19 protein-coding genes are annotated in these 22,097 nt (G+C 70.5%); 11 read left to right on the top strand and 8 right to left on the bottom strand.

The window, feature by feature from the left end:
* Nucleotides 1-53: 53 nt before the first annotated feature.
* On the bottom strand, nt 54-1,142 hold the full coding sequence (gene ychF, locus AC07DI_RS01715) for a redox-regulated ATPase YchF (protein WP_384262232.1): 1,089 nt from the start codon (nt 1,140-1,142) through the stop codon (nt 54-56).
* A gap of 197 nt (nt 1,143-1,339) precedes the next feature.
* Here ychF and AC07DI_RS01720 point away from each other — a divergent pair, with 197 nt between their 5' ends.
* On the top strand, nt 1,340-1,987 hold the full coding sequence (locus tag AC07DI_RS01720) for a DUF6542 domain-containing protein (RefSeq protein WP_384262229.1): 648 nt from the start codon (nt 1,340-1,342) through the stop codon (nt 1,985-1,987).
* A gap of 36 nt (nt 1,988-2,023) precedes the next feature.
* On the opposite strand, the gene ppgK is transcribed toward AC07DI_RS01720, so the two are convergent.
* Together ppgK and AC07DI_RS01730 are read right to left on the bottom strand one after the other, a co-directional pair.
* Nucleotides 2,024-2,779, bottom strand: a complete 756-nt coding sequence (gene ppgK, locus AC07DI_RS01725) for a polyphosphate--glucose phosphotransferase (protein WP_384262227.1) — start codon at nt 2,777-2,779, stop codon at nt 2,024-2,026.
* Nucleotides 2,780-2,806: 27 nt separating this feature from the next.
* On the bottom strand, nt 2,807-3,799 hold the full coding sequence (locus tag AC07DI_RS01730) for a 4-hydroxy-3-methylbut-2-enyl diphosphate reductase (protein ID WP_478901485.1): 993 nt from the start codon (nt 3,797-3,799) through the stop codon (nt 2,807-2,809).
* A 76-nt stretch (nt 3,800-3,875) separates the two neighbouring features.
* On the opposite strand from AC07DI_RS01730, the gene AC07DI_RS01735 reads away from it, so the two are divergent.
* From AC07DI_RS01735 to AC07DI_RS01750, 4 genes are all read left to right on the top strand, one after another.
* Entirely contained in the window at nt 3,876-5,276 is a 1,401-nt protein-coding gene (locus AC07DI_RS01735; protein ID WP_478901487.1) for an APC family permease, read from the top strand.
* A gap of 229 nt (nt 5,277-5,505) precedes the next feature.
* Complete coding sequence (gene xseA / locus AC07DI_RS01740) at nt 5,506-6,780, top strand: exodeoxyribonuclease VII large subunit (protein WP_478901489.1); 1,275 nt, start codon at nt 5,506-5,508, stop codon at nt 6,778-6,780.
* 9 nt (nt 6,781-6,789) lie between these two features.
* Nucleotides 6,790-7,035 (top strand): exodeoxyribonuclease VII small subunit, encoded by a 246-nt coding sequence (locus tag AC07DI_RS01745; protein ID WP_384262217.1) that lies wholly within the window; start codon nt 6,790-6,792, stop codon nt 7,033-7,035.
* A 210-nt stretch (nt 7,036-7,245) separates the two neighbouring features.
* Nucleotides 7,246-7,836, top strand: coding sequence for a malonic semialdehyde reductase (locus tag AC07DI_RS01750; RefSeq protein ID WP_478901490.1), 591 nt, complete (start codon nt 7,246-7,248; stop codon nt 7,834-7,836).
* A 124-nt stretch (nt 7,837-7,960) separates the two neighbouring features.
* On the opposite strand, the gene AC07DI_RS01755 is transcribed toward AC07DI_RS01750, so the two are convergent.
* Nucleotides 7,961-8,536 carry a DUF4245 domain-containing protein gene (locus tag AC07DI_RS01755; RefSeq protein ID WP_478901491.1) on the bottom strand — a complete coding sequence of 192 codons (576 nt, stop codon included), beginning with the start codon at nt 8,534-8,536 and terminating at the stop codon, nt 7,961-7,963.
* Nucleotides 8,537-8,740: 204 nt separating this feature from the next.
* Here AC07DI_RS01755 and glpX point away from each other — a divergent pair, with 204 nt between their 5' ends.
* Entirely contained in the window at nt 8,741-9,772 is a 1,032-nt protein-coding gene (gene glpX, locus AC07DI_RS01760; RefSeq protein ID WP_384263285.1) for a class II fructose-bisphosphatase, read from the top strand.
* 108 nt (nt 9,773-9,880) lie between these two features.
* Here glpX and AC07DI_RS01765 read toward each other — a convergent pair whose 3' ends face one another.
* Nucleotides 9,881-10,255 carry a WhiB family transcriptional regulator gene (locus AC07DI_RS01765; RefSeq protein ID WP_478901493.1) on the bottom strand — a complete coding sequence of 125 codons (375 nt, stop codon included), beginning with the start codon at nt 10,253-10,255 and terminating at the stop codon, nt 9,881-9,883.
* Between the two features lie 153 nt (nt 10,256-10,408).
* On the bottom strand, nt 10,409-11,062 hold the full coding sequence (locus AC07DI_RS01770) for a DUF1707 SHOCT-like domain-containing protein (protein ID WP_478901495.1): 654 nt from the start codon (nt 11,060-11,062) through the stop codon (nt 10,409-10,411).
* Between the two features lie 167 nt (nt 11,063-11,229).
* Between AC07DI_RS01770 and AC07DI_RS01775 the strand changes: the two genes are divergently transcribed.
* Entirely contained in the window at nt 11,230-12,906 is a 1,677-nt protein-coding gene (locus tag AC07DI_RS01775) for a fumarate hydratase (RefSeq protein ID WP_384263292.1), read from the top strand.
* A 52-nt stretch (nt 12,907-12,958) separates the two neighbouring features.
* Here AC07DI_RS01775 and AC07DI_RS01780 read toward each other — a convergent pair whose 3' ends face one another.
* Nucleotides 12,959-14,521 (bottom strand): ricin-type beta-trefoil lectin domain protein, encoded by a 1,563-nt coding sequence (locus AC07DI_RS01780; protein WP_478901496.1) that lies wholly within the window; start codon nt 14,519-14,521, stop codon nt 12,959-12,961.
* Nucleotides 14,522-14,643: 122 nt separating this feature from the next.
* On the opposite strand from AC07DI_RS01780, the gene AC07DI_RS01785 reads away from it, so the two are divergent.
* The 4 genes from AC07DI_RS01785 to AC07DI_RS01800 all read left to right on the top strand — a co-directional run bounded on the left by AC07DI_RS01785 (nt 14,644) and on the right by AC07DI_RS01800 (nt 19,682).
* On the top strand, nt 14,644-16,056 hold the full coding sequence (locus tag AC07DI_RS01785) for a class II fumarate hydratase (RefSeq protein WP_478901498.1): 1,413 nt from the start codon (nt 14,644-14,646) through the stop codon (nt 16,054-16,056).
* Nucleotides 16,057-16,108: 52 nt separating this feature from the next.
* A complete protein-coding gene (fomD, locus tag AC07DI_RS01790) occupies nt 16,109-16,795 on the top strand; it encodes a cytidylyl-2-hydroxypropylphosphonate hydrolase (RefSeq protein WP_478901500.1) in 687 nt (228 codons plus the stop codon).
* Between the two features lie 116 nt (nt 16,796-16,911).
* The gene (locus AC07DI_RS01795) at nt 16,912-17,553 is read left to right on the top strand and encodes a class I SAM-dependent methyltransferase (protein WP_478901501.1); all 642 of its coding nucleotides are present in this window, start codon (nt 16,912-16,914) and stop codon (nt 17,551-17,553) included.
* A gap of 62 nt (nt 17,554-17,615) precedes the next feature.
* Nucleotides 17,616-19,682, top strand: coding sequence for a SpoIIE family protein phosphatase (locus AC07DI_RS01800; protein ID WP_478901503.1), 2,067 nt, complete (start codon nt 17,616-17,618; stop codon nt 19,680-19,682).
* A gap of 86 nt (nt 19,683-19,768) precedes the next feature.
* Here AC07DI_RS01800 and AC07DI_RS01805 read toward each other — a convergent pair whose 3' ends face one another.
* A complete protein-coding gene (locus tag AC07DI_RS01805; RefSeq protein ID WP_478901504.1) occupies nt 19,769-22,021 on the bottom strand; it encodes a transglycosylase domain-containing protein in 2,253 nt (750 codons plus the stop codon).
* Between the last annotated feature and the right edge of the window lie 76 nt (nt 22,022-22,097).

Consider the following 22,097-nt stretch of genomic DNA (forward strand, 5'->3'; position numbering starts at 1 on the left):
CCCTCCCTGACCTGCATGTTTGCCAGATCAGCGACGTGGCGGTAAGTCAGCCGCTACACGTTGAACCGGAACTCCACCACATCCCCGTCCTGCATCACATACTCCTTGCCTTCCATGCGGGCCTTGCCCGCCGCGCGGGCGTCGGCCACTGAGCCCGTCTCGACCAGGTCCTCGAAAGAGATGACCTCGGCCTTGATGAAGCCCTTCTGGAAGTCGGTGTGGATGACGCCGGCCGCCTCGGGCGCCGTCGCGCCCTTTTTGATCGTCCAGGCGCGGGATTCCTTCGGGCCTGCCGTGAGGTAGGTCTGGAGGCCGAGCGTGCGGAAGCCGACGTGGGCGAGCGTGGCGAGGCCGGGCTCCTCCTGACCCACGGACTGGAGGAGTTCGAGGGCCTCCTCGTCGTCCAGCTCCGCGAGGTCCGCCTCCAGCTTGGCGTTGAGGAAGATCGCCTCGGCAGGGGCGACGAGCGCGCGCTGCTCCGCCTTGAAGTCGTCGTCCGTCAGCTCGTCCTCGTCCACGTTGAAGACGTAGAGGAAGGGCTTGGTGGTGAGGAGGTGGAGGTCGTGGAGGAGCTCCTCCTTGCCGGAGCCCTGGACGATGCCGGCGGAGAAGAGCGTGTCGCCCTTTTCCAGGATCGCCTGGGCCTCCTCGACCGCCTTCACCTTCGGGGCGACGTCCTTCTTGATGCGCGACTCCTTCTGGAGGCGCGGCAGGACCTTCTCGATGGTCTGGAGGTCGGCGAGGATCAGCTCGGTGTTGATCGTCTCGATGTCGTCCTTGGGCGAGACCTTGCCGTCGACGTGCACGACGTTCTCGTCCTTGAAGGCGCGGATGACCTGGCAGATCGCGTCCGACTCGCGAATGTTGGCGAGGAACTTGTTGCCCAGGCCCTCGCCCTCGCTCGCGCCGCGCACGATGCCCGCGATGTCGACGAAGTCGACCGTCGCGGGGAGGACCTTCTGCGAGGAGAAGATCTCGGCCAGTTTCGTGAGGCGGGGGTCGGGGACACCGACCACGCCCACGTTCGGCTCGATCGTCGCGAACGGGTAGTTGGCCGCAAGGACGTCGTTCTTGGTCAGGGCGTTGAACAGGGTCGACTTGCCGACATTCGGCAGACCGACGATTCCGATCGTGAGCGACACGTTGCGACTTCCCGTACGTGAGGGCTGTGGGTGGACGGCCCGGAGGGCCGGAGCGACCGTGGGGCGATCCCCCAGTCTACGGCGTGCCGCCGACGCCCCCGCCTGCCCGTCATCCAGGCCTCGAACGGATGGCCAAGGTCGTCCCAAAGGCGTGTCCCGCGACCGGATCGGCGCCGTGTCCCGCCTAGGTTGGTCCAGTGGAGCAACACAGGACGCGCCCCCCTCAGTCCGCCCCGAGGAGCACCTCGCCGGCCCGGCCCCGCCGGACGACCGCCCCGCTGCCCCCGCAGGGCCGGCCCGCCGCGTCGCGCACCGTGTACCGGGCCGCGCCGCGCCCACGCCGTCCCGCCCCACCGTTCGTACGTGCCCTGCGCCGCACCCCGCTGTACCGCACGCTGCGGCGGATCCCGAACCCCCGCCTGACCGGGCTCGGCAGCGGGCTCTTCTGCACGGCCGTGATGTTCCTGCTCGCGTGCCTGCTCTGGCTGGTCGGGGGCTCCGTCGTCGCGTACGGCGTGCTGTTCCTGCCCGTGGCCGCGCTCACGGCGCTGTGGGTGCGCCCGGCCGACCTCGTCACCGCCCCGGTGGGCGTGCCGATCGCCTTCGCGGCCGGGGTGCTGCCCATCTCCGAGGGGTCGGGCGGCTTCGGCGGCCAGCTCATAGGGCTCGTGACGACGCTGGCGTTCCACGCGGGCTGGCTGTACGGGGGGACTCTCGTCGCCGGACTCATCGTGATCGTACGCAGGGTTCAGCTGATGACGGAGCGGCGCAGGACCGGCCCGCAGCAGAAGCAGCAGCCACCGGCGCCGCCGCCGCCCGGCGGGAAGCGACTGCCCGTCGCGTGAGCCCCGGCCCCGCGGGGCCCACGCGACGTGTCCGGCTCACCCGGCCGACGTCTGCGCCTCCGCCGCCGCCATCGCCGCTCCCACGATGCCCGCGTCGTTCTGCAGCTGGGCCGGGACGATCTCCGCGGTGATGCCCTCGATGAGCGGCAGGAACTTGTGCGCCTTGCGGCTCACCCCGCCGCCGATGATGAACAGTTCCGGCGAGAACAGCATCTCCACGTGCGCGAGGTACTTCTGTACGCGGCGCGCCCAGTGCTCCCAGCTCAGGTCCTCGTCCTCGCGCGCCTTGGAGGAGGCCTTCTTCTCCGCGTCGTGGCCGCGCAGTTCGAGGTGGCCGAGCTCGGTGTTCGGGACGAGTCTGCCGTTGGTGAAGAGCGCGCTGCCGATGCCCGTGCCGAGGGTGAGCAGAAGGACCGTGCCGGTACGGCCGCGGCCCGCGCCGAAGTGCATCTCGGCGACGCCCGCCGCGTCCGCGTCGTTCAGGACGGTGACCGGAACGCCGCCGAGGCGGTCGGCGATCAGCGCCTGGATGTCCGTACCGATCCAGCTCTTGTCGACGTTGGCGGCCGTCCGCGCCGTGCCGCCGGCGATCACTCCGGGGAAGGTCGCCCCGATGGCGCCCTTCCAGCCGAAGTGCTCGACGACCTCGCGCACTCCCTCGACCACGGCGTCCGGCGTCGCCGGATGCGGGGTCAGTACCTTGTGCCGCTCTTGCGTCAGGTCTCCACGGTCCAGGTCCACGGGAGCGCCCTTGATCCCTGATCCGCCGATGTCCACACCGAAGATCTGCATGGCTCCCACCGTACGACGCGCTCGTGCTCAGCGCTGGGACAGCTCGGCCGCCTCGGCGCGCAGGTCCCTGCGGAGCTCCTTGGGGAGGGAGAAGGTGATGGACTCCTCGGCGGTCTTCACCGTCTCCACGTCGCCGTAGCCCCGCTCGGCCAGCCACTCGATGACGCCGTCCACCAGGACGTCCGGCACGGAGGCGCCCGAGGTCAGGCCGACCGTGGTCACGCCCTCCAGCCAGGCCTCGTCGATCTCGTCGGCCTTGTCGACCAGGTACGAGGCGGCGGCGCCCGCGTCCAGGGCAACCTCGACCATGCGGATGGAGTTCGAGGAGTTCTTGGAGCCGACGACGATGACCAGCTCGGCGTCCTCGGCGAGCTTCTTCACGGCGGTCTGGCGGTTCTGCGTGGCGTAGCAGATGTCGTCGCTGGGCGGCGAGAGCAGGTTGGGGAACTTGCCCTTCAGGGCGTCGACCGTCTCCATCGTCTCGTCGACGGAGAGCGTGGTCTGGGAGAGCCAGACGACCTTGTCGGGGTCGCGCACCTCGACGTTCGCGACGTCGTCGGGGCCGTCGACCAGCGTGATGTGGTCGGGCGCCTCGCCGGACGTGCCGATGACTTCCTCGTGGCCCTCGTGCCCGATGAGGAGGATGTCGAAGTCCTCCTTGGCGAACCGGACCGCTTCCTTGTGGACCTTCGTGACCAGCGGGCACGTCGCGTCGATGGTCGCGAGCTTGCGCTCGGCGGCCTCCGCGTGGACGGTCGGCGCGACACCGTGCGCGGAGAACATGACGATGGAGCCCTCGGGGACCTCCTCCGTCTGCTCGACGAAGATCGCGCCCTTCTTCTCCAGGGTCTGCACCACGTACTTGTTGTGGACGATCTCGTGGCGGACGTAGATCGGGGCCCCGTACTGCTCCAGGGCCTTCTCGACGGCGATCACGGCACGGTCCACGCCGGCGCAGTAGCCACGGGGAGCGGCGAGCAGGACACGGCGGGTGCCAGGCGTAGCAGTCATACGCACCATCGTAAGGCCGCGTCCAGCGCGTCAAAGATCGCCCGGTTGGGGAGACTGGGGGCCTGCGTTGATCTACGGAGGCACGATGTCCGGTCAGTCCGCCCGTACGGGAGCCCATGCAGAGGGCGCCGAGCCCGCCGAGGGTACGGGGCTGCGGCGAAGTCTCGGCTTCCGTGACCTCGTGGTCTACGGGCTGCTCTTCATCGCCCCCATGGCGCCGGTCGGTGTCTTCGGGACGCTCGACGCGAAGTCGCACGGCGCCGTCGCCCTCGTCTACCTGGTCGCCACGGTCGCGATGGCGTTCACCGCATTCAGTTACGCGCAGATGGTGCGGGTCGTCCCCCAGGCGGGGTCCGTCTTCGCCTACGCGCGCGTGGGGCTCGGCAAGGGCCCGGGGTTCATCGCCGGATGGATGGCGATGCTCGACTACCTCCTCATCCCGGCGGTCGCGTACCTCTTCTCCGGCATCGCCATGAACTCCCTCGTGCCGTCGGTGTCCCGCTGGGTGTGGACGGCGCTCGCGGTGCTCATCACGACCGCGCTGAACGTGTGGGGTGTACGGGCGGCGGCGCGGGTCGGCTTCGCGGTGCTCGCCCTGGAGGTCGTGGTCCTGCTCGTCTTCGTCGTGGCTGCGGTGGTCGTCCTGGTCCGGGACGGGGCGCAGCGCGACTGGCTCTCACCGCTGACGGGTGACGGCTCGCAGGGTGCGTTCGCGCTGTCGGCGGTGGTCGGCGCGGTGTCGATCGCCGTCCTGTCGTACCTGGGCTTCGACGCGATCGCGTCCTTCGCGGAGGAGGTGACGGGCGGGTCGGCGAAGGTCGCGCGGGCGGTGCTGTTCTGTCTGGCGCTCGCGGGTCTGCTGTTCATCGCCCAGACCTACCTGGTGGCCCTCCTCGAACCGCTCGCGTCGGCCGATCTCGCGGCGGATCCCGGCAAGCAGGGCACGGCCTTCTACGACGCGGTGGACTCGGCGGCCGGCACGTGGCTGCACGATCTGGTGGCCGCGAGCAAGGCGATCGGCGCGGCCTTCGCGGCGCTCGCCGGGCAGGCGGCCGCGGGGCGGCTGCTCTACGCGATGGCCCGTGACCGCCGGCTGCCGAGGGCCCTGTCCAGGACGGACGCCGGGACCCCGCGGATCGCGCTGCTGTGCGCGGCGGTGGTGACGCTGGTCGCCGCGGTGTGGGCGGCGCGGCGCGACGACGGCATGGACCACCTGGTGTCGGTGGTCGACATCGGCGCGCTCACGGCGTTCCTGCTGCTGCACGCGAGCGTGGTGGGCTGGTTCGCGGTCCGTCACCGCGAGGACGGCTTCACCTGGTGGCGCCATCTGCTGATCCCGGTGCTCGGTGCGGCGATCGTGGTGGCGGTCATCTGGGAGGCGTCGGGCTCCGCGCAGGTGGTGGGGGCGGTCTGGTTGGCGGTGGGGTTGGTGGTGCTGGTGGTGCAGGGAGCGAGCCGCGGGGGCGAGGCCCGCCGGGATACGTAGCGGGAGCATGACGCGCGGATCCGCCCGTGCCCCCCAGGGGCACGGGGAACCGCGCGCCCGGCCCCCACGACCCGCACGAGGTGAACCGACGGAAAGGGTCCCCGCCCACGCACCACCGCACGCCACCGCACGCCACCGCACACCACCGCACACCACCGCACACCACCGCACACCACCGCACACCACCGCACACCAACGCCGTGTCATACCCGGCGGCTACGCTCGGCGCATGGCTCTCAACACGTCCGCGGACGCACCCCTCCCCGTGGGGGAGGTGTCGCGGCTCATCGGCGGGTGGATCGACCGGCTCGGTGCCATCTGGGTCGAGGGGCAGATCACTCAGCTCTCCCGCAGGCCCGGCGCCGGCGTCGTCTTCATGACGTTGCGCGACCCGTCGCACGACATCTCGGTGAGCGTCACCTGCTACCGCCAGGTGTTCGACGCGGTGGCGGACGTCGTCTCCGAGGGCGCCCGCGTCGTCGTACGCGCCAAGCCCGAGTGGTACGAGCGGCGGGGGCAGCTGTCGCTGCGGGCCGCCGAGATAAAGCCGGTCGGCGTCGGTGAGCTGCTCGCACGGATCGAGCAGTTGAAGAAGAGCCTCGCCGCGGAGGGGCTCTTCTCACCCGAGCGCAAGAAGCCGCTGCCGTTCCTGCCGCAGCTCATCGGGCTCGTCACCGGCCGCGCCTCCGCCGCCGAGCGGGACGTCCTGGAGAACGCCAGGCACCGCTGGCCCGCCGTCCGCTTCGAGGTGCGCAACGTCCCCGTCCAGGGCGTGCACGCCGTGCCGCAGGTCGTCCAGGCCGTGAAGGACCTCGACGCGCACGACGAGGTCGACGTGATCATCGTGGCGCGGGGCGGCGGCAGCGTGGAGGATCTGCTGCCGTTCTCGGACGAGCAGCTCGTACGGGCCGTCGCCTCCTGCCGTACGCCCGTCGTCTCCGCGATCGGCCACGAGCCGGACAACCCCCTTCTCGACCACGTGGCGGACCTGCGCGCCTCCACCCCCACCGACGCCGCCAAGAAAGTCGTGCCGGACGTCGGCGAGGAGTATGAGCGCGTGCAGTGGCTCCGGGACCGCGCCCGGCGCAGCGTCGACGCCTTCCTCGACCGCGAGACCCGCGGCCTCGCGCACGCCCTGGCCCGCCCCTGCATGGAGCATCCGCACCGCATGGTCGAGGAGCGCGAGGAGCAGGTCGCGGCGCTGGTCGACCGCAGCCGCCGCACGCTCGGCCACCTCCTCGACCGGGCGGGCTCGGAGCTGACGCACACGCACGCGCGCGTGGTGGCCCTCTCCCCCGCCGCGACCCTCCAGAGGGGGTACGCGGTACTGCAGAAGCCGGACGGCACGGTGGTCCGGGCGCCGGGAGAAGTGGACGTCGACGACGAGCTGCGGGCACGCGTCGCCGAGGGCGCCTTCACCGTACGAGCGACGGAGTCCGTGCGGTCGCCGGAAACCGCCCGGGCAATGGAAACCACACAAAATGACGACAACGCCGAGATTTAGGGTGGGCGCATGACCAGCAAGACGGACGAGACCGCGGTCCCCACGGACGCCCTCGGCTACGAGCAGGCGCGGGACGAGCTCATCGAGGTCGTACGCCGCCTGGAGACCGGCGGGACGACCCTGGAGGAGTCACTGGCGCTCTGGGAGCGCGGCGAGGAGCTGGCGAAGGTGTGCCGCCGCTGGTTGGACGGCGCGCGGGCCCGGCTCGACGCGGCCCTGGCGGGCCCGGAGACGGACGACGACCCGGACGCCTGAGGAGCCCGCACCTCAAGGAGCCCAATCCTGACGAGGCAGCACTGCCGAGCCCAGTCCTGCCGAGTCCAGAACAGCGCCGACCTGCGATTTGTGAACCGGATCACCCAGCTCCACTTTTGATTGAAAGTTGAACAGAAGTGGCGTACTGTCGTATCCGCGAGCCCGGTGACGGGTCCGCCAGACACTTCGTACGTTCAAGAAGGTTGATCCATGTCTCTCGTACTTGACCCCGCCGCCCAGGACCTGCTCTTCCGCGAGGCCCGCACCGCGAACACCTTCACCGACGAGCCGGTCACCGAGGAGCAGGTCCAGGCGATCTACGACCTGGTCAAATACGGCCCGACCGCCTTCAACCAGTCGCCGCTCCGCGTCACCCTGGTCCGCTCCCCCGAGGCCCGCGAGCGCCTGGTCAAGCACATGGCCGAGGGCAACCGCCCGAAGACGGCCGCCGCGCCGCTCGTCGCGATCCTCTCCGCGGACAACGAGTTCCACGAGGAGCTCCCGGCGCTGTTCCCGCACTTCCCGCAGGCCAAGGACGCCTTCTTCGCGGAGCGCCCGGTCCGCGAGCAGGCCGCCCTGGTGAACGCCACGCTGCAGGCCGGCTACTTCATCGTCGGCGTCCGCGCCGCGGGTCTGGCCGCGGGCCCGATGACCGGCTTCGACTTCGCCGGCGTCCAGAAGGAGTTCCTGGACGACGACCACACCCCGCTGATGATCGTCAACATCGGCAAGCCGGGCGACGACGCCTGGTTCCCGCGCTCCCCGCGCCTGGCCTACGACGACGTCATCACCACGGTCTGAGCCTGAGCCCGCACCAGGCAGCAGCCGCACACGCGAAGGGCCCCCGGCACGTCATCGCCGGGGGCCCTTCGCGTTTCACCGTCACATCACCGTCATACGTCCTGACGGTCACGCATGCGCGCGGTCACGACATCTTCAGCGACTCGGCCATCTTGGCCAGCTGCCCGAAGGACGCCGTACCGGTGATCACCGTGGTCGCGCCCTTGCCGTCCTCGTCGCTCTTGCCGTCCTCGTCGCTCTTCTCGGCCTTCTCGGCCTGCCCGCTGAGCACCAGGGCGTTGTACTTCGAGCCCTTGTACCGCTGCCAGGTGCGGCCGCCGACCTCCTCGGTCGCTTCCGTCTTCGAGGCGTTGTGCGTGACGTCCTTGATGAACGCGGCCGGCTTCGCGGAGACGGACTGCTCGATCGCCACGTACTCGTCGTGCGGGTCGAGGAAGCCCAGGTGCCAGCTGTCGTCCTCGGCGCCCTTGTACCGCACCGACGTCGGCTTCCACTCCTTGGGCAGCCCCTCGGGCGCCGCCACGGGGTACGACGCCGCCCGCCGTGCCGTCAGGAGCTCCACGCGGTAGTCGACCCGCTTGACGGACGATTTGGACTCGTCGTGCGGTACGAAGATGTAGATCACGCCCGCAGCGAGGGTGATCGCCACCAACGACCACAGCATGTTCTTGACCGTCTGAGTGCCTTGTCTTCCTGCCACGCCCCCATGGTCTCAGGCGCACGGCGCGACTCCTCCCCCGGTGCCCGTCCCGCTCATGCGTGGGGCCCACTGCTCATTTTGTCGGCCTACGGATAGAGTCGTGCCACACCCTCATCCGGCCGCCCTCCCGTCTCCCACCACCGCCCTTCCAAGGACGCCCTACGGGCGCGCCACTTTTTTGTATCAGCAGAAAGGTGCTCTCCGATGACCGAGCATCATCTCCCTTCCGAGCTCGAGGTCTCCCCCGAGGCTCCCGACCGCAACCTCGCCCTGGAGCTCGTCCGCGTCACCGAGGCGGCCGCCATGGCCGCGGGCCGCTGGGTCGGCCGCGGCGACAAGAACGGCGCGGACGGCGCGGCCGTCAGGGCCATGCGGACCCTCGTCTCCACCGTCTCGATGAACGGCGTCGTCGTCATCGGTGAGGGTGAGAAGGACGAGGCCCCGATGCTCTTCAACGGGGAGCACATCGGCGACAGCACCGGCGCCGAGGTCGACATCGCCGTCGACCCCATCGACGGCACGACCCTCTGCGCGAAGGGCATGCCGAACGCCATCGCCGTGCTGGCCGCCGCCGACCGCGGCGCGATGTTCGACCCGTCCGCCGTCTTCTACATGGACAAGCTGGTCACCGGCCCCGAGGCCGCGGACTACGTGGACATCAACGCGCCCGCCTCGGTCAACATCCGCCGCGTCGCCAAGGCCAAGAACTCCTCGCCCGAGGACGTCACGGTCATGATCCTCGACCGCCCGCGCCACGAGGGCATCGTCAAGGAGATCCGCGAGACGGGCGCCCGCATCAAGTTCATCTCGGACGGCGACGTCGCGGGGTCCGTCATGGCCGTCCGTGAGGGCACCGGCGTCGACCTCCTGATGGGCATCGGCGGCACCCCCGAGGGCATCATCTCGGCCTGCGCGATCAAGTGCCTGGGCGGCACCATCCAGGGCAAGCTGTGGCCCAAGGACGACGCGGAGCGTCAGCGCGCCATCGACGCGGGCCACGACCTGGACCGCACGCTCTCCACGGACGACCTGGTCAAGGGCGACAACGTCTTCTTCGTCGCGACCGGCATCACCGACGGCGAGCTGCTCCAGGGCGTGCGCTACCGGGCGGCGAACGCCTCGACGTCGTCCCTCGTCATGCGCTCCAAGTCGGGCACGATCCGCAAGATCGACTCCGACCACCGGCTGTCGAAGCTGCGCGCGTACAGCGCCATCGACTTCGACCGCGCCAAGTAGGACGCGGGCCGAGCAGGCCAGACCGGCCGGACCGGACAGGAACGAGGCATACGTCGAAGGGGGCGCCCCGTGCGGGGGACGCCCCCTTCGGCGTGCGTGGGCGGAGTGCTATCCCGCCGCCGCGATACCCGTCGCGTGCGCCGCCTTCTGCAGCTCCAGGTCGCGCCGGCGACGGCGGGCCAGGACGACGCGGCGCTCGGCGGCGGTGAGGCCGCCCCAGACGCCGTACGGCTCGGGCTGCAGGAGGGCGTGCTCGCGGCACTCGACCATCACGGGGCAGCGGGCGCAGACGCGCTTGGCCGCCTCCTCGCGTGACAGCCGCGCCGCGGTCGGCTCCTTGGACGGGGCGAAGAACAGGCCCGCCTCGTCACGACGGCACACGGCTTCGGTGTGCCATGGGGCGTCATCGTCCCGATCTCGCGCGGGCACCCGCTGTGCCGGAACGGCGGCGGCCTGCAGAGACTGACGCGACGGTTGCAGCACGGGTCTACTCCTGACGACGGCTTCGCGAGCGAGAGACGATGCAGCAAGCTCTACCCGCTGTGTGCGCGCCTATGCACTGAGTTCCGATTACGGACGTTCAGCTTCCCCGGGACGACCCGTGACCTGGTCCCCGCGACGGCCCGCGCGCCGCCTTCATCCGAAGTGCTTGCGCAGCTGCCGGTGCAGATCGCGGACGAGCTTGCCGCGCTTGGGCCGTGCCTCGATGTTGCCGAGGACCGCTATGCCGTCCACGTACACGACGGGGGCGTCCTGGTCCGGCGAGTCGAGCGTGTCCACCTCGAAGTTGCCGAGGACGCCGGTGCCGCTGCCGCGCAGCGAGACGTTCTCCGGGACGCGGATCTCGACCGATCCGAAGATCGCGACGGCCTTGATGACCACCTGGCGCTGCTCGAAGATCGCCTCGCTCAGGTCGATCTCGACGCTGCCGAACACGGCGTACGCGTGCGTGCGGCGGGCCACCCGCCAGCGGCCCCTGCGCGCGGAACTGCTGAGCACCGCCACCATGTTCTCGTCGGCGACCGGCGGGACGACGCCGGGGGACGGCCTGGAGGGGGCGGGCTCGGGGGCTCCTCTCCCGGCGGACGGGCGCCCGTGCGCCGCGGGCAAGTCCCGCACCAGCGGCTCCAGTTCGGCCACGGTCTTGGCGGCATACACCCCGTCGATCCGCTCGGAGTGCTCCTCCGCGGTCAGGCGGCCCTCGGCCAGGGCCTCACGCAGGATGTCCGCCGTCCGATCCCGGTCGGCGTCGGAGGCACGGAGCGCTGAGGGCTGCTTTTCGAGGTCCACGAAAGCAGCGTACCCAAACGCGATAGATCGCGACTACCCCTGTGGATAACCCGCCTCGGGTCACTGAGCCCTACCTCACAGACCCGGCCCGTTCCGCGCGCTCTACGCTGGATGGCGCGTCGCCAATGGAGGCCGCGCCGCTGTCTGCCGAGTGAGGAATGGCCGTAATGCCAGAGTTTGAGTACTCCGATCTGCTCCCGCTGGGAGAGGACACCACCCCGTACCGGCTGGTGACCTCCGAGGGTGTCTCCACTTTCGAGGCCGACGGGCGGACGTTCCTCAAGGTCGATCCGGAGGCGCTGCGCAAGCTGGCCGCCGAGGCGATCCACGACATCCAGCACTACCTGCGGCCCGCCCACCTGGCCCAGCTGCGGCGCATCGTCGACGACCCCGAGGCGTCGGGCAACGACAAGTTCGTGGCGCTCGACCTGCTGAAGAACGCGAACATCGCGGCGGCGGGCGTGCTGCCCATGTGCCAGGACACCGGCACCGCGATCGTCATGGGCAAGCGCGGACAGAACGTCCTCACCGAAGGTGAGGACGAGAAGGCGCTCTCCAAGGGCATCTACGACGCGTACACGAAGCTCAACCTGCGCTACTCCCAGATGGCCCCCCTGACCATGTGGGAGGAGAAGAACACCGGCTCCAACCTCCCCGCCCAGATAGAGCTGTACGCGACCGACGGCGGCGCCTACAAGTTCCTCTTCATGGCCAAGGGCGGCGGCTCCGCCAACAAGTCGTTCCTCTACCAGGAGACGAAGGCCGTCCTGAACGAGGCCTCCATGATGAAGTTCCTGGAGGAGAAGATCCGCTCCCTGGGCACGGCCGCGTGCCCGCCGTACCACCTGGCGATCGTCGTGGGCGGCACCAGCGCCGAGTTCGCGCTCAAGACCGCGAAGTACGCCTCCGCGCACTACCTCGACGAACTGCCCGCCGAGGGCTCCGCGACCGGCCACGGGTTCCGGGACAAGGAGCTCGAAGAGAAGGTCTTCGAGCTCACGCAGAAGATCGGGATCGGCGCGCAGTTCGGCGGCAAGTACTTCTGCCACGACGTGCGCGTGGTGCGCCTGCCGCGGCACGGCGCCTCGCTGCCCGTCGCCATCGCCGTCTCCTGCTCGGCCGACCGCCAGGCCACCGCGAAGATCACCGCCGAGGGCGTCTTCCTCGAGCAGTTGGAGACCGACCCGGCGCGCTTCCTGCCGGAGACGACGGACGAGACCCTCAACGACGACGCCGAGGCCGCGGACGTCGTGAAGATCGACCTCAACCAGCCGATGGACGACATCCTCGCCGAGCTCACCAAGCACCCGGTGAAGACCCGCCTCTCGCTCACGGGGCCGCTGGTCGTGGCCCGCGACATCGCGCACGCCAAGATCAAGGAGCGGCTCGACGCGGGCGAGGAGATGCCGCAGTACCTGAAGGACCACCCGGTGTACTACGCCGGCCCCGCGAAGACCCCCGAGGGTTACGCGTCCGGTTCCTTCGGCCCGACGACGGCCGGCCGCATGGACTCCTACGTGGAGCAGTTCCAGGCGGCGGGCGGTTCCAAGGTGATGCTGGCCAAGGGCAACAGGAGCAAGCAGGTCACCGACGCGTGCGACGCGCACGGCGGCTTCTACCTGGGCTCCATCGGCGGCCCCGCGGCGCGCCTCGCCCAGGACTGCATCAAGAAGGTCGAGGTCGTCGAGTACGAGGAGCTCGGCATGGAGGCGGTCTGGAAGATCGAGGTGGAGGACTTCCCCGCCTTCATCGTGGTCGACGACAAGGGCAACGACTTCTTCCAGAACCCGGCCCCGGAACCGACGTTCACGCACATTCCCGTGCGCGGACCGGGCCTGGCGTAGCACTTGACGGCAGGGACCCTTCACGCGCGCGTGAAGGGTCCCTGCGGCGTTCTCAGGCGAACCGCTGGTTCGCCGCCCCCGTGCACTTCTGCAGCCGCACCGGCTCCCTGGCCCCCGCAAGGGTCAGGCAGAGTCCGGTGTCGGCGGCGGGGCGCACCGTCCCCGCGTCGCGCACGAACTTCTGGTTGGCGCCGCCGTGGCAGTTCCAGAGGGTGACGGCGGTGCCCTCCTTGTAGGAGGCGTCCGGCACGTCCGCGCAGCGGTCCTGGGTCAGGCCCGTGTGCAGGGAGCCGCGCGCGTCGTCGTACCACCAGGTCTGGTTGCGGTTTCCGGTGCAGTCCCAGCCCTGGACTTTGGTGCCGTTGGCGCTCTTGGACGCGTCGACGTCCACGCAGGTGCCGGTGCCGGCGTTCTTCAACGGCTTGTACGCGTCGTCCCACGCGCCTTCGTACAGGGTGGGACTCCCCGTGCTGGCCGGGTCGGCGCAGCTGCCCTCGCGCCGGTCCGAGCGGTAGATCTGGGTGAGGCAGGACGCGAAGGCGGCGTGGCCGCGGGCGTTCGGGTGGAAGGACTGGCGCACCGAGTTGGAGTCCGGCGGGAAGGGGTTGGACACGTCGACGTAGAGGCCGCGTGCCCAGGTGTCCTCCGTGCAGACCTCGTGGCCGTGGAAGAGGCGGGAGTTGTCGAGGTAGGTCGCGCCCGCGTTCCGCGCGGCCTTGCGCATGCCGGTCTCGAAGGCGGGCACCGCGTAGTTGCGGCCCCACTCGGTGTCGGAGTCGTAGCCGAGTCCGCCGCAGGCGAGCTTCCCCGGGAACTTGGGGTTGTCGCGGAAGTCCGGGCCGATCGGGCTCGGGTAGCCCATGGCGACCAGCTTGTAGTCGCCCTCCTGGTAGCCCGCGTCCTTCATGACCGTCTTCAGGTCGCGCAGCGACTGCTCGACCTTGGGTACGAGGGCGTCGACGCGCGCCTGCCAGCCGGGCGTGTACTTGCCCGCGCAGGAGCCCCGGCTGAGCAGGAAACGCGTCACGCAGTCGGTCATCACCGGCGCGAACTCGAGGTCGTCGTTGGCGCCGATGACGAGCAGGATCGCCTTGATCCTGGTGTTGCGCGCCTTGATGGCGAGGTTGTCGCTCTGGACCAGCTCGTCGGCGTACTGCTTCTGGCCGCCGATCCTGATGTTGACGGTCTGCGCCCCCGAGCAGGCGACGTTGTACGTCACGTCGGCCGGGATGCCGGTGCGGTGGATCGCGGCGTCCGGCGAGCGGTGACACCAGTTGTCGGGGCCGTCGGTGCCCGGTTCGTAACGGCCCACGCCCTCGCCGGAGATCTCGCTGTCGCCGAGCGAGATCAGACCGGTCTTGCGGTCGGCCATCGGGCGCTCGGCGGGGCCGCCGTACAGCTTGGTGGCCTCGTCCGCCCGGATCTTCTCCAGCTCGGGCGGGAGGGGCGTCGCGGCGGGCGCCCTCTGCCCGCTCCCGTCCGCCGCCTGGGCGGGTACGGCGGCTGCCGTGCCGAGCACGGCCGTCATCGCGACGGCTGCCGCGAACGAACATCGCAGCCGGCCCCTGCCACCGCCTCGTCCGCTGCCTCGTCCGCTGCGTCTGATGCGCTTCATTGCGCCTCCCCGGTGTGGTGTTACCCAGGGTTTTTACTGGTGGGTAGGAGGCTTGGGAATACCTGGAACAAGACAAGTGCTCAACTTTTTACGGGGTTTGAACGGAGAGGTAGGTTCAGGGCATGACCAGTGACGCCAGCGACGACCGCACCGGCGAGTACCGGATCGAACACGACTCCATGGGCGAGGTACGGGTCCCCGCGCACGCCAAGTGGCGGGCCCAGACCCAGCGCGCGGTGGAGAACTTCCCCGTCTCCGGACAGGTACTCGAACGCGCCCACATCGCCGCCCTCGCGCGGATCAAGGCGGCCGCCGCCCAGGTCAACGCGGAGCTGGGCGTGGTCGACAAGGACGTCGCCGACGCCATCGCCGCCGCGGCAGCCGAGGTCGCCGAAGGGCGCTGGGACGACCACTTCCCGGTCGACGTCTTCCAGACCGGCTCCGGCACCTCGTCCAACATGAACACCAATGAGGTCCTGGCCACCCTCGCGACGGAACGGCTCGGTCGCGACGTCCACCCCAACGACCACGTGAACGCCTCGCAGTCGTCCAACGACGTCTTCCCCTCCTCGATCCACATCGCGGCGACGGGCGCGGTCACCGGCGACCTGATCCCCGCCCTGGAGCACCTCGCCGCCGCCCTGGAGCGCAAGGCGGAGGAGTTCGCCGACGTCGTGAAGTCCGGCCGTACGCACCTCATGGACGCCACCCCCGTGACCCTCGGCCAGGAGTTCGGCGGGTACGCGGCGCAGGTGCGGTACGGCGTCGAGCGGCTGCGCGCCTCGCTGCCCCGCCTCGCCGAACTGCCCCTGGGCGGCACCGCCGTGGGCACCGGCATCAACACTCCGCCCGGCTTCGCCGCCGCCGTCATCGCCGAGGTCGCGCGGGCCACCGGCCTGCCGCTGACCGAGGCGCGCGACCACTTCGAGGCGCAGGGCGCGCGGGACGGCATCGTCGAGACCAGCGGGCAGCTGCGGACCATCGGGGTCGGCCTGACGAAGATCGCCAACGATCTGCGGTGGATGGCGTCGGGCCCGCGCACGGGGCTCGCCGAGATCAGCCTGCCGGATCTGCAGCCCGGCTCGTCGATCATGCCGGGCAAGGTGAACCCGGTGATTCCTGAGGCGGCCCTGATGGTCGCCGCGCAGGTCACAGGCAACGACGCGACGGTCGCGGCGGCCGGCGCCGCGGGCAACTTCGAGCTGAACGTCATGCTCCCGGTCATCGCCAAGAACGTCCTTGAGTCGATCCGGCTGCTCGCCAACGTCTCGCGCCTGCTCGCCGACCGTACCGTCGACGGGATCACCGCCCACCGCGAACGGGCCCGTGAGTACGCCGAGTCGTCGCCCTCCGTCGTGACGCCGCTGAACAAGTACATCGGGTACGAGGAGGCGGCGAAGGTGGCGAAGAAGTCCCTGGCCGATCGGAAGACGATCCGCGAAGTGGTGCTCGAATCCGGTTACGTCGACCGGGGCGACCTCACCCTGGAGCAGCTGGACGAGGCACTGGACGTCCTGCGCATGACGCACCCCTGACGCGTCCCGGCGCGGACCCGCCCCCGACGGAGGGGGCGTCTAGTATCTGTCCATGACAGACCTCGACGGGAAGACGACGGCCGGTGGCGGAGCGGCGCGGTGGGCGCCCGGGGACCACGTCCTGTGGCGGTACCGGGAGAACTCCGGTACCCGGGTCCACATCTGCCGCCCCGTCACCGTCGTGCGCGATACCGCCGAACTGCTCGCCGTGTGGATGGCGCCCGGCACCGAGTGTGTGAAGCCGGTGATCGCCGACGGGACTCCCCTGCACCGCGAACCGCTCGCCACCCGCTACACCAAGCCGCGCGCGGTACGCAGGGACCGCTGGTTCGGCACCGGCGTCCTCAAGCTCGCGCGGCCGGGCGAGCCCTGGTCGGTCTGGCTGTTCTGGGACGCGGGCTGGAAGTTCAAGAACTGGTACGTGAACCTGGAGGAGCCGCGCGTGCGTTGGGCCGGCGGCGTCGACTCCGAGGACCACTTTCTGGACATCTCCGTGCGCCCGGACCGCAGCTGGCGCTGGCACGACGAGGACGAGTTCGAGCAGGCCCGCCGGGTGGGCCTGATGGGCGCGGACAAGGCCGCCGGGGTACGCGCCGCCGGACGCGCCGCACTTGACGTGATCGAGTCCTGGGGGACACCGTTTTCGGACGGCTGGCAGCACTGGCGTCCCGATCCGTCCTGGGTCGTACCGTCCCTTCCGGATGACTGGGACCGTACGCCCGCGCACGTGTCGACATGAGACCCTTGATGCGCCCCCGTGGTTCAAACGTAGGATCGTCCTCCGCAAGGGCGCATCACAGCAACTCCGTGCGTTCGCGCGGTGCCTGACAGGAAGTCATCGAGGGGCGGCAGAACGTGAGCGAGGACCGCAGAGGTCAGGCCGAGGCCTTTGACGCCATCGGGCAGCACTACGACGACGCCTTCCCGCACAAGGAAGGCCAACTGGACGCCGGACGCCGTATCGCCGAGGCGCTTCCTGCCGGGTCCCGCGTCCTGGACGTGGGCTGCGGCACCGGCCTGCCCACCGCCCGCCAGCTGTCCGAATCCGGCCACTCGGTGCTCGGCACGGACATCTCGGCGGGCATGCTGGAGCTGGCAGGAAAGAACGTCCCGGGAGTCGAGTTCCGGCAACTCGACATCGCGGACCTGCGGGCGGATGGACCGGGCGGGGTCGGCACGTTCGACGGCATCGTCTGCTTCTTCGCCCTCCTGATGCTGCCGCGCGCGGAGATCCCCGAGGCGCTGCGGCGGCTGCACGGTCTGCTGCGGCCGGGAGGCCTGATGGAGCTGTCCATGGTCGAGGCCGACCTGGATGACGCGGCAATTCCGTTCCTGGGACACACAATCCGGGTATCCGGTTACCTGCGGGACGAACTGCGGCAGGTCGTACGGGACGCGGGCTTCGAGATCACCGGCGAGGACACGTACTCGTACGCCCCCGCGAGCACCGACGTACCACCCGAGCATCAGGTCTTTCTGCACTGCCGACGCGGCTGAGCAACGTGCAACGCTGGACGGCGCGCACGGCGCGCAGCCCCGGACGGACGGATTCGAAACGCGTGACGGAGCACCTCACCCCCCACGAGGGTCGCAAGGCACCAGGTGCCGGGACGACCGCCCCCGCGGATTCCCGCGGGGCGCTGCTGCGTTCCACCGAACCATCGGCGGGCGCCGGGGCAGCGGCACAGCAAGCCGGCGAGTCGCGCCCGGGCGCCCCCGTGCCGTCCGGCGAGCACTCCCAGTCCTCGGCCGCCGAGCCCGACCCGCACCGGCCGCGCCCGGTGCCCGAGAGCGGCGTGCCGTCCCAGGGCGGACCCGCCCCTGCCGGACTCCCGGCCCCGCCGGACGGCGGGGAGCGGCGCTCCGGGCAGCCGAGACCGCCGGGTTCGGGCCCCGTGGCGATGCGGCGCGACGGTGACCGGCTGCGTTTCGTGGGCGCCGCGACCCGGCGCATCGCGCGCGGCATCGACCTCGACGAGATCGTGATGGGCCTGTGCCGGGCGACGGTGCCGACGTTCTCCGACGCGATCCTGGTCTATCTGCGCGACCCGCTGCCCGTCGGCGACGAGCGGCCGACCGGGCCGCTGGTGCTCCGGCTGCGCCGCTCCGACCGGCTGCGCTCCATCGAGGAGGGCGCCGAGGAGCCGGACACCGAGGGCGGCACGCAGCCCGCGCTGCAGATGGTGCAGTCCGACATCACCGACGTGATGGGCAGCGCCGAGCTGTGCGAGGTGCGGCCGGGCGGCGCGCTCGCCGAGGTCCTGCGCGGCGTGCGCCCGGTCTTCGCGGACTCGGCGGCCGCGCGGGCGGCGCTGCCCGAGCTGCTCGGCGAGGGGCGCACCCTGCCGGGCGGCCAGCGGGCCATACTGGCGCCGCTGCGGGGCCGCCGCAGGGTGATCGGCGCGGCCGTGTTCCTGCGCCGCCCCGACCGGCCCGCGTTCGAGGGCGACGACCTCCTCGTCGCCGCCCAGCTGGCCACGCACAGCGCGCTCGGCATCGACAAGGCCGTCCTGTACGGTCGCGAGGCGTACATCGCCGACGAGCTGCAGCGCACCATGCTCCCCGAGACGCTGCCGCGCCCGACCGGCGTGCGGCTCGCCTCGCGCTACCTCCCGGCCGCCGAGACGGCCCGCGTCGGCGGCGACTGGTACGACGCGATCCCGCTGCCCGGCAGCCGCGTCGCCCTGGTCGTGGGCGACGTCATGGGGCACTCCATGACCTCGGCCGCGATCATGGGCCAGCTGCGCACGACGGCGCAGACCCTCGCCGGTCTCGACCTGCCGCCCCAGGAGGTCCTGCACCACCTGGACGAGCAGGCCCAGCGGCTCGGCTCCGACCGCATGGCCACCTGCCTGTACGCGGTGTACGACCCGGTCTCGCACCGCATCACCATCGCCAACGCGGGCCACCCGCCGCCCGTCCTGCTGCACCTGGGCGGACGCGCCGAGGTGCTCCGGGTGCCGCCGGGCGCCCCCATCGGCGTGGGCGGCGTCGACTTCGAGGCCGTCGAGCTGGACGCCCCCGCGGGCGCGACGCTCCTCCTCTACACGGACGGGCTCGTCGAGTCCCGCCTTCGCGACGTATGGACCGGCATAGAGCAGCTGCGCGAACGGCTCGCCGCCACCGCGCAGCTGACGGGCCCCGACCACCCGCCGCCCCTGGAGGCGCTCTGCGACGAGGTGCTCGACATGCTCGGTCCTGGCGACCGGGACGACGACATCGCGCTGCTCGCCGCCCGCTTCGACGGGATCGCCCCGAGCGACGTCGCGTACTGGTTCCTGGAGCCGGAGAACGCGACGCCGTCCCGCGCCCGCCGGCTGGCCCGCAGTGCGCTGGTGCGCTGGGGTCTCGAGGAGCTGACCGATTCGGTGGAACTCCTGGTCAGCGAGGTCGTGACCAACGCCGTGCGGTACGCGTCGCGGCCGATCACACTGCGCCTGCTCCGCACCGACGTGCTGCGCTGCGAGGTCGGCGACGACGTGCCGCAGCTGCCCCGGCTGCGCAACGCCCGCGCCACCGACGAGGGCGGTCGCGGCCTGTACCTGGTCAACAAGATGGCGCGGCGCTGGGGCGCGACGCGGCTGAGCACCGGGAAGGTGGTCTGGTTCGAGCTGAACCGGAGCTGAGCGCCCCGCAGGCGACGTACGAAGGCGCCCCGGACCTTTTCGATCCGGGGCGCCTTCTTCGTGCTCGGGCTCGGAGCCTGTCCTGCTCAGTCCCTGCCGAACAAGCCGTCCTCGGGATCCTCCGGGTCGATCGTCGAGGTCGGCGGGGCCGTCGGGGTCTGCGTCGGCTTCTGCGTCGGCTTCTGCGTCGGACTCTGGGTCGGGCTCTGCGTCGGCTTCTGTGTCGGGCTCTGCGTCGGACTCTGGGTCGGCTTGTGCGTCGGCTCCGTCGGGGTGCTCGTCGGCTCCTTGGGCGCCTTCGACGTCGGGTCCGGCGGCGGCGCGACGGCCGCGCCCATGTCCGTGTTGAGGTCGAACTCGCTCGGCGCGCCCATGGCGTCGAACGTGTAGGCCGCCCAGATCTCGGCGGGGAAGCTGCCGCCGTCGATGCGCGCCTCGCCGAGCGCGCCCTTCATGGGAACCTGCCGGCCCCTCTCCGGGGTGCCCGGGGCGCCCTCGCCGAAGAGGCCGACGGAGGTGACCAGCTTCGGCGTGTAGCCGGTGAACCAGGCCGACTTGTTGTCGTCGGAGGTACCGGTCTTGCCCGCCACGTCCTGCGACGGGTTGCGCACCGCGTGGCCCGTACCGTCGTCGACCACACCGGTCAGGACCGAGGTGAGCGAGTCGGCGGTGCCGCGCTTGATGACCTGGTCGCCGATCGGGTCGGGCAGGTCGATGGCGCGGTCCTTGTGCTCGACGGAGCCGACGAGCGCCGGGGTGACCTTCTTGCCGTGGTTGTCGAGGGTGGCGTACACGCCCGCCATCTCCAGCGGGCTCGCGCCCATGGAGCCCAGGGTCTGCGCGGGCACGGCAGGCAGGCCGTCGACGTTCATGCCGAGCGTGCCGGCCATCTTCATGACCTCGGGCATCCCCACGTCGACGCCCATCTGCGCGAAGACGGAGTTGATGGACTTGTTCATCGCCTTCTGGACGGTGACGGGCCCGTAGTTGACGCCGTCCTCGTTCGGCGGCGCGAAGCCGACCTCACTGCCCCTGACCGGCCGCTTGCTGGTGCCGTCGTAGATCGTGTTCGCCGTGATCGGCTTGCCGTCCTGCGTGGTGGCGCCGTGCTCCAGGGCCGCGGCGAGGATCAGCGGCTTGAAGGTGGAGGCGGACTGGTAGTCGCGGCGGACGGCGTTGTTCGTGTAGTGCTTCACGTAGTTCTCGCCGCCGTACATGGCGAGGACCTTGCCGGTCTTCGGGTCGACGGACGCGGCGCCCGCCTGGACCCGCGCGTCCGCCTTGTTCTTCTTGCGGTCGAGCCTGTCGTTCAGCTTCTTGTCGACGGCCCGTTCGAGCTGCTTCTGCTTCTTGGGGTCGATGTTCAGCGTGACGGTGTAGCCGCCGGCCTCGAACTGGGCCTCGCTGAGGTCGCTGTTGCGCAGCACCTCGCGCTTGGCGGCCTCCACCAGGTAGCCGATCTGGCCCTCGCGGCCGGGCGGGGCCTTGGGGGGCTTCGGCGTGGGGAACTTCAGCTCGTCCCGCTTGCCCGAGTCGAGCCAGTCCTCCTCGACCATGTTGTCCAGGACGTAGTTCCAGCGCTGCTTGACGAGCTTCTTGCCGGTCGGCGTCGCGGCCGCCCAGTCGTACTGGCTGGGGGCCTGGAGCAGCGCGGCGAGGTAGGCGCCCTGCTGGACGTTGAGGTCCTTGGCGTCGACGCGGTAATAGGCCTGGGCGGCGGCCTGGATGCCGTAGGCGCCGCGGCCGTAGTAGCTGGTGTTGATGTAGCCCGCGAGGATGTCGTCCTTGCTCTTCTCGCGGTCCACCTTCAGCGAGATGACGAGTTCCTTCAGCTTGCGGCTGACGGTCTGGTCCTGGCTGAGGTAGTAGTTCTTCACGTACTGCTGGGTGATGGTCGAACCACCCTGCTTGCCCTTGCCGGTCACCGTGTTCAGGACGCCTCGTGCGGTGCCCTTGAAATCGATGCCCTCGTCCTTGTAGAAGGACTTGTTCTCGGCGGCGACGAAGGTCTTCTGGACCTCCTCGGGCACCTTGTCCAGGTCGACGATCTCGCGGTTCACGTCGCCGGTCCGGGCGATGACCTCGCCGTTGCTGTACTTGTAGACGTTGCTCTGCATCTTCGCCGCGGGGTTGCCCTCGGGGACGTCCACCACGAGGTACAGGACCACGAAGCCGAGCATGCCGAGCAGGCAGAACCCGAAGAACGTGCCGAGGATCTTCTTCCAGGTGAAGAAGCGGCGTATGCCGGTGCGCTTGGGCTTGCCCCCGCCGGACGGGCGCCCGCGCGCTGCCCGGCGGGCACCGCGCTGCCGCGCTTGTCGTTCTTCGGCTCGGCCCATGACTGAGAGTGCTCCGCTTCCGTCTAGTCAACATGCGTACGTCGAGTCAGCTCATGAAGCTAACACCGCACCGCGG

The sequence above is a fragment of the Streptomyces sp. NPDC044106 genome, assembly GCF_056433985.1.

Coding starts and splice junctions, on each gene's coding strand:
- ppgK (WP_384262227.1), bottom strand. CDS start 2,779: ATGCAGATCTTCGGTGTGGACATCGGCGGATCAGGGATCAAGGGCGCT.
- AC07DI_RS01730 (WP_478901485.1), bottom strand. CDS start 3,799: ATGGTGCGTATGACTGCTACGCCTGGCACCCGCCGTGTCCTGCTCGCC.
- AC07DI_RS01735 (WP_478901487.1), top strand. CDS start 3,876: ATGTCCGGTCAGTCCGCCCGTACGGGAGCCCATGCAGAGGGCGCCGAG.
- xseA (WP_478901489.1), top strand. CDS start 5,506: ATGGCTCTCAACACGTCCGCGGACGCACCCCTCCCCGTGGGGGAGGTG.
- AC07DI_RS01745 (WP_384262217.1), top strand. CDS start 6,790: ATGACCAGCAAGACGGACGAGACCGCGGTCCCCACGGACGCCCTCGGC.
- AC07DI_RS01750 (WP_478901490.1), top strand. CDS start 7,246: ATGTCTCTCGTACTTGACCCCGCCGCCCAGGACCTGCTCTTCCGCGAG.
- glpX (WP_384263285.1), top strand. CDS start 8,741: ATGACCGAGCATCATCTCCCTTCCGAGCTCGAGGTCTCCCCCGAGGCT.
- AC07DI_RS01775 (WP_384263292.1), top strand. CDS start 11,230: ATGCCAGAGTTTGAGTACTCCGATCTGCTCCCGCTGGGAGAGGACACC.
- AC07DI_RS01780 (WP_478901496.1), bottom strand. CDS start 14,521: ATGAAGCGCATCAGACGCAGCGGACGAGGCAGCGGACGAGGCGGTGGC.
- AC07DI_RS01785 (WP_478901498.1), top strand. CDS start 14,644: ATGACCAGTGACGCCAGCGACGACCGCACCGGCGAGTACCGGATCGAA.
- fomD (WP_478901500.1), top strand. CDS start 16,109: ATGACAGACCTCGACGGGAAGACGACGGCCGGTGGCGGAGCGGCGCGG.
- AC07DI_RS01805 (WP_478901504.1), bottom strand. CDS start 22,021: ATGGGCCGAGCCGAAGAACGACAAGCGCGGCAGCGCGGTGCCCGCCGG.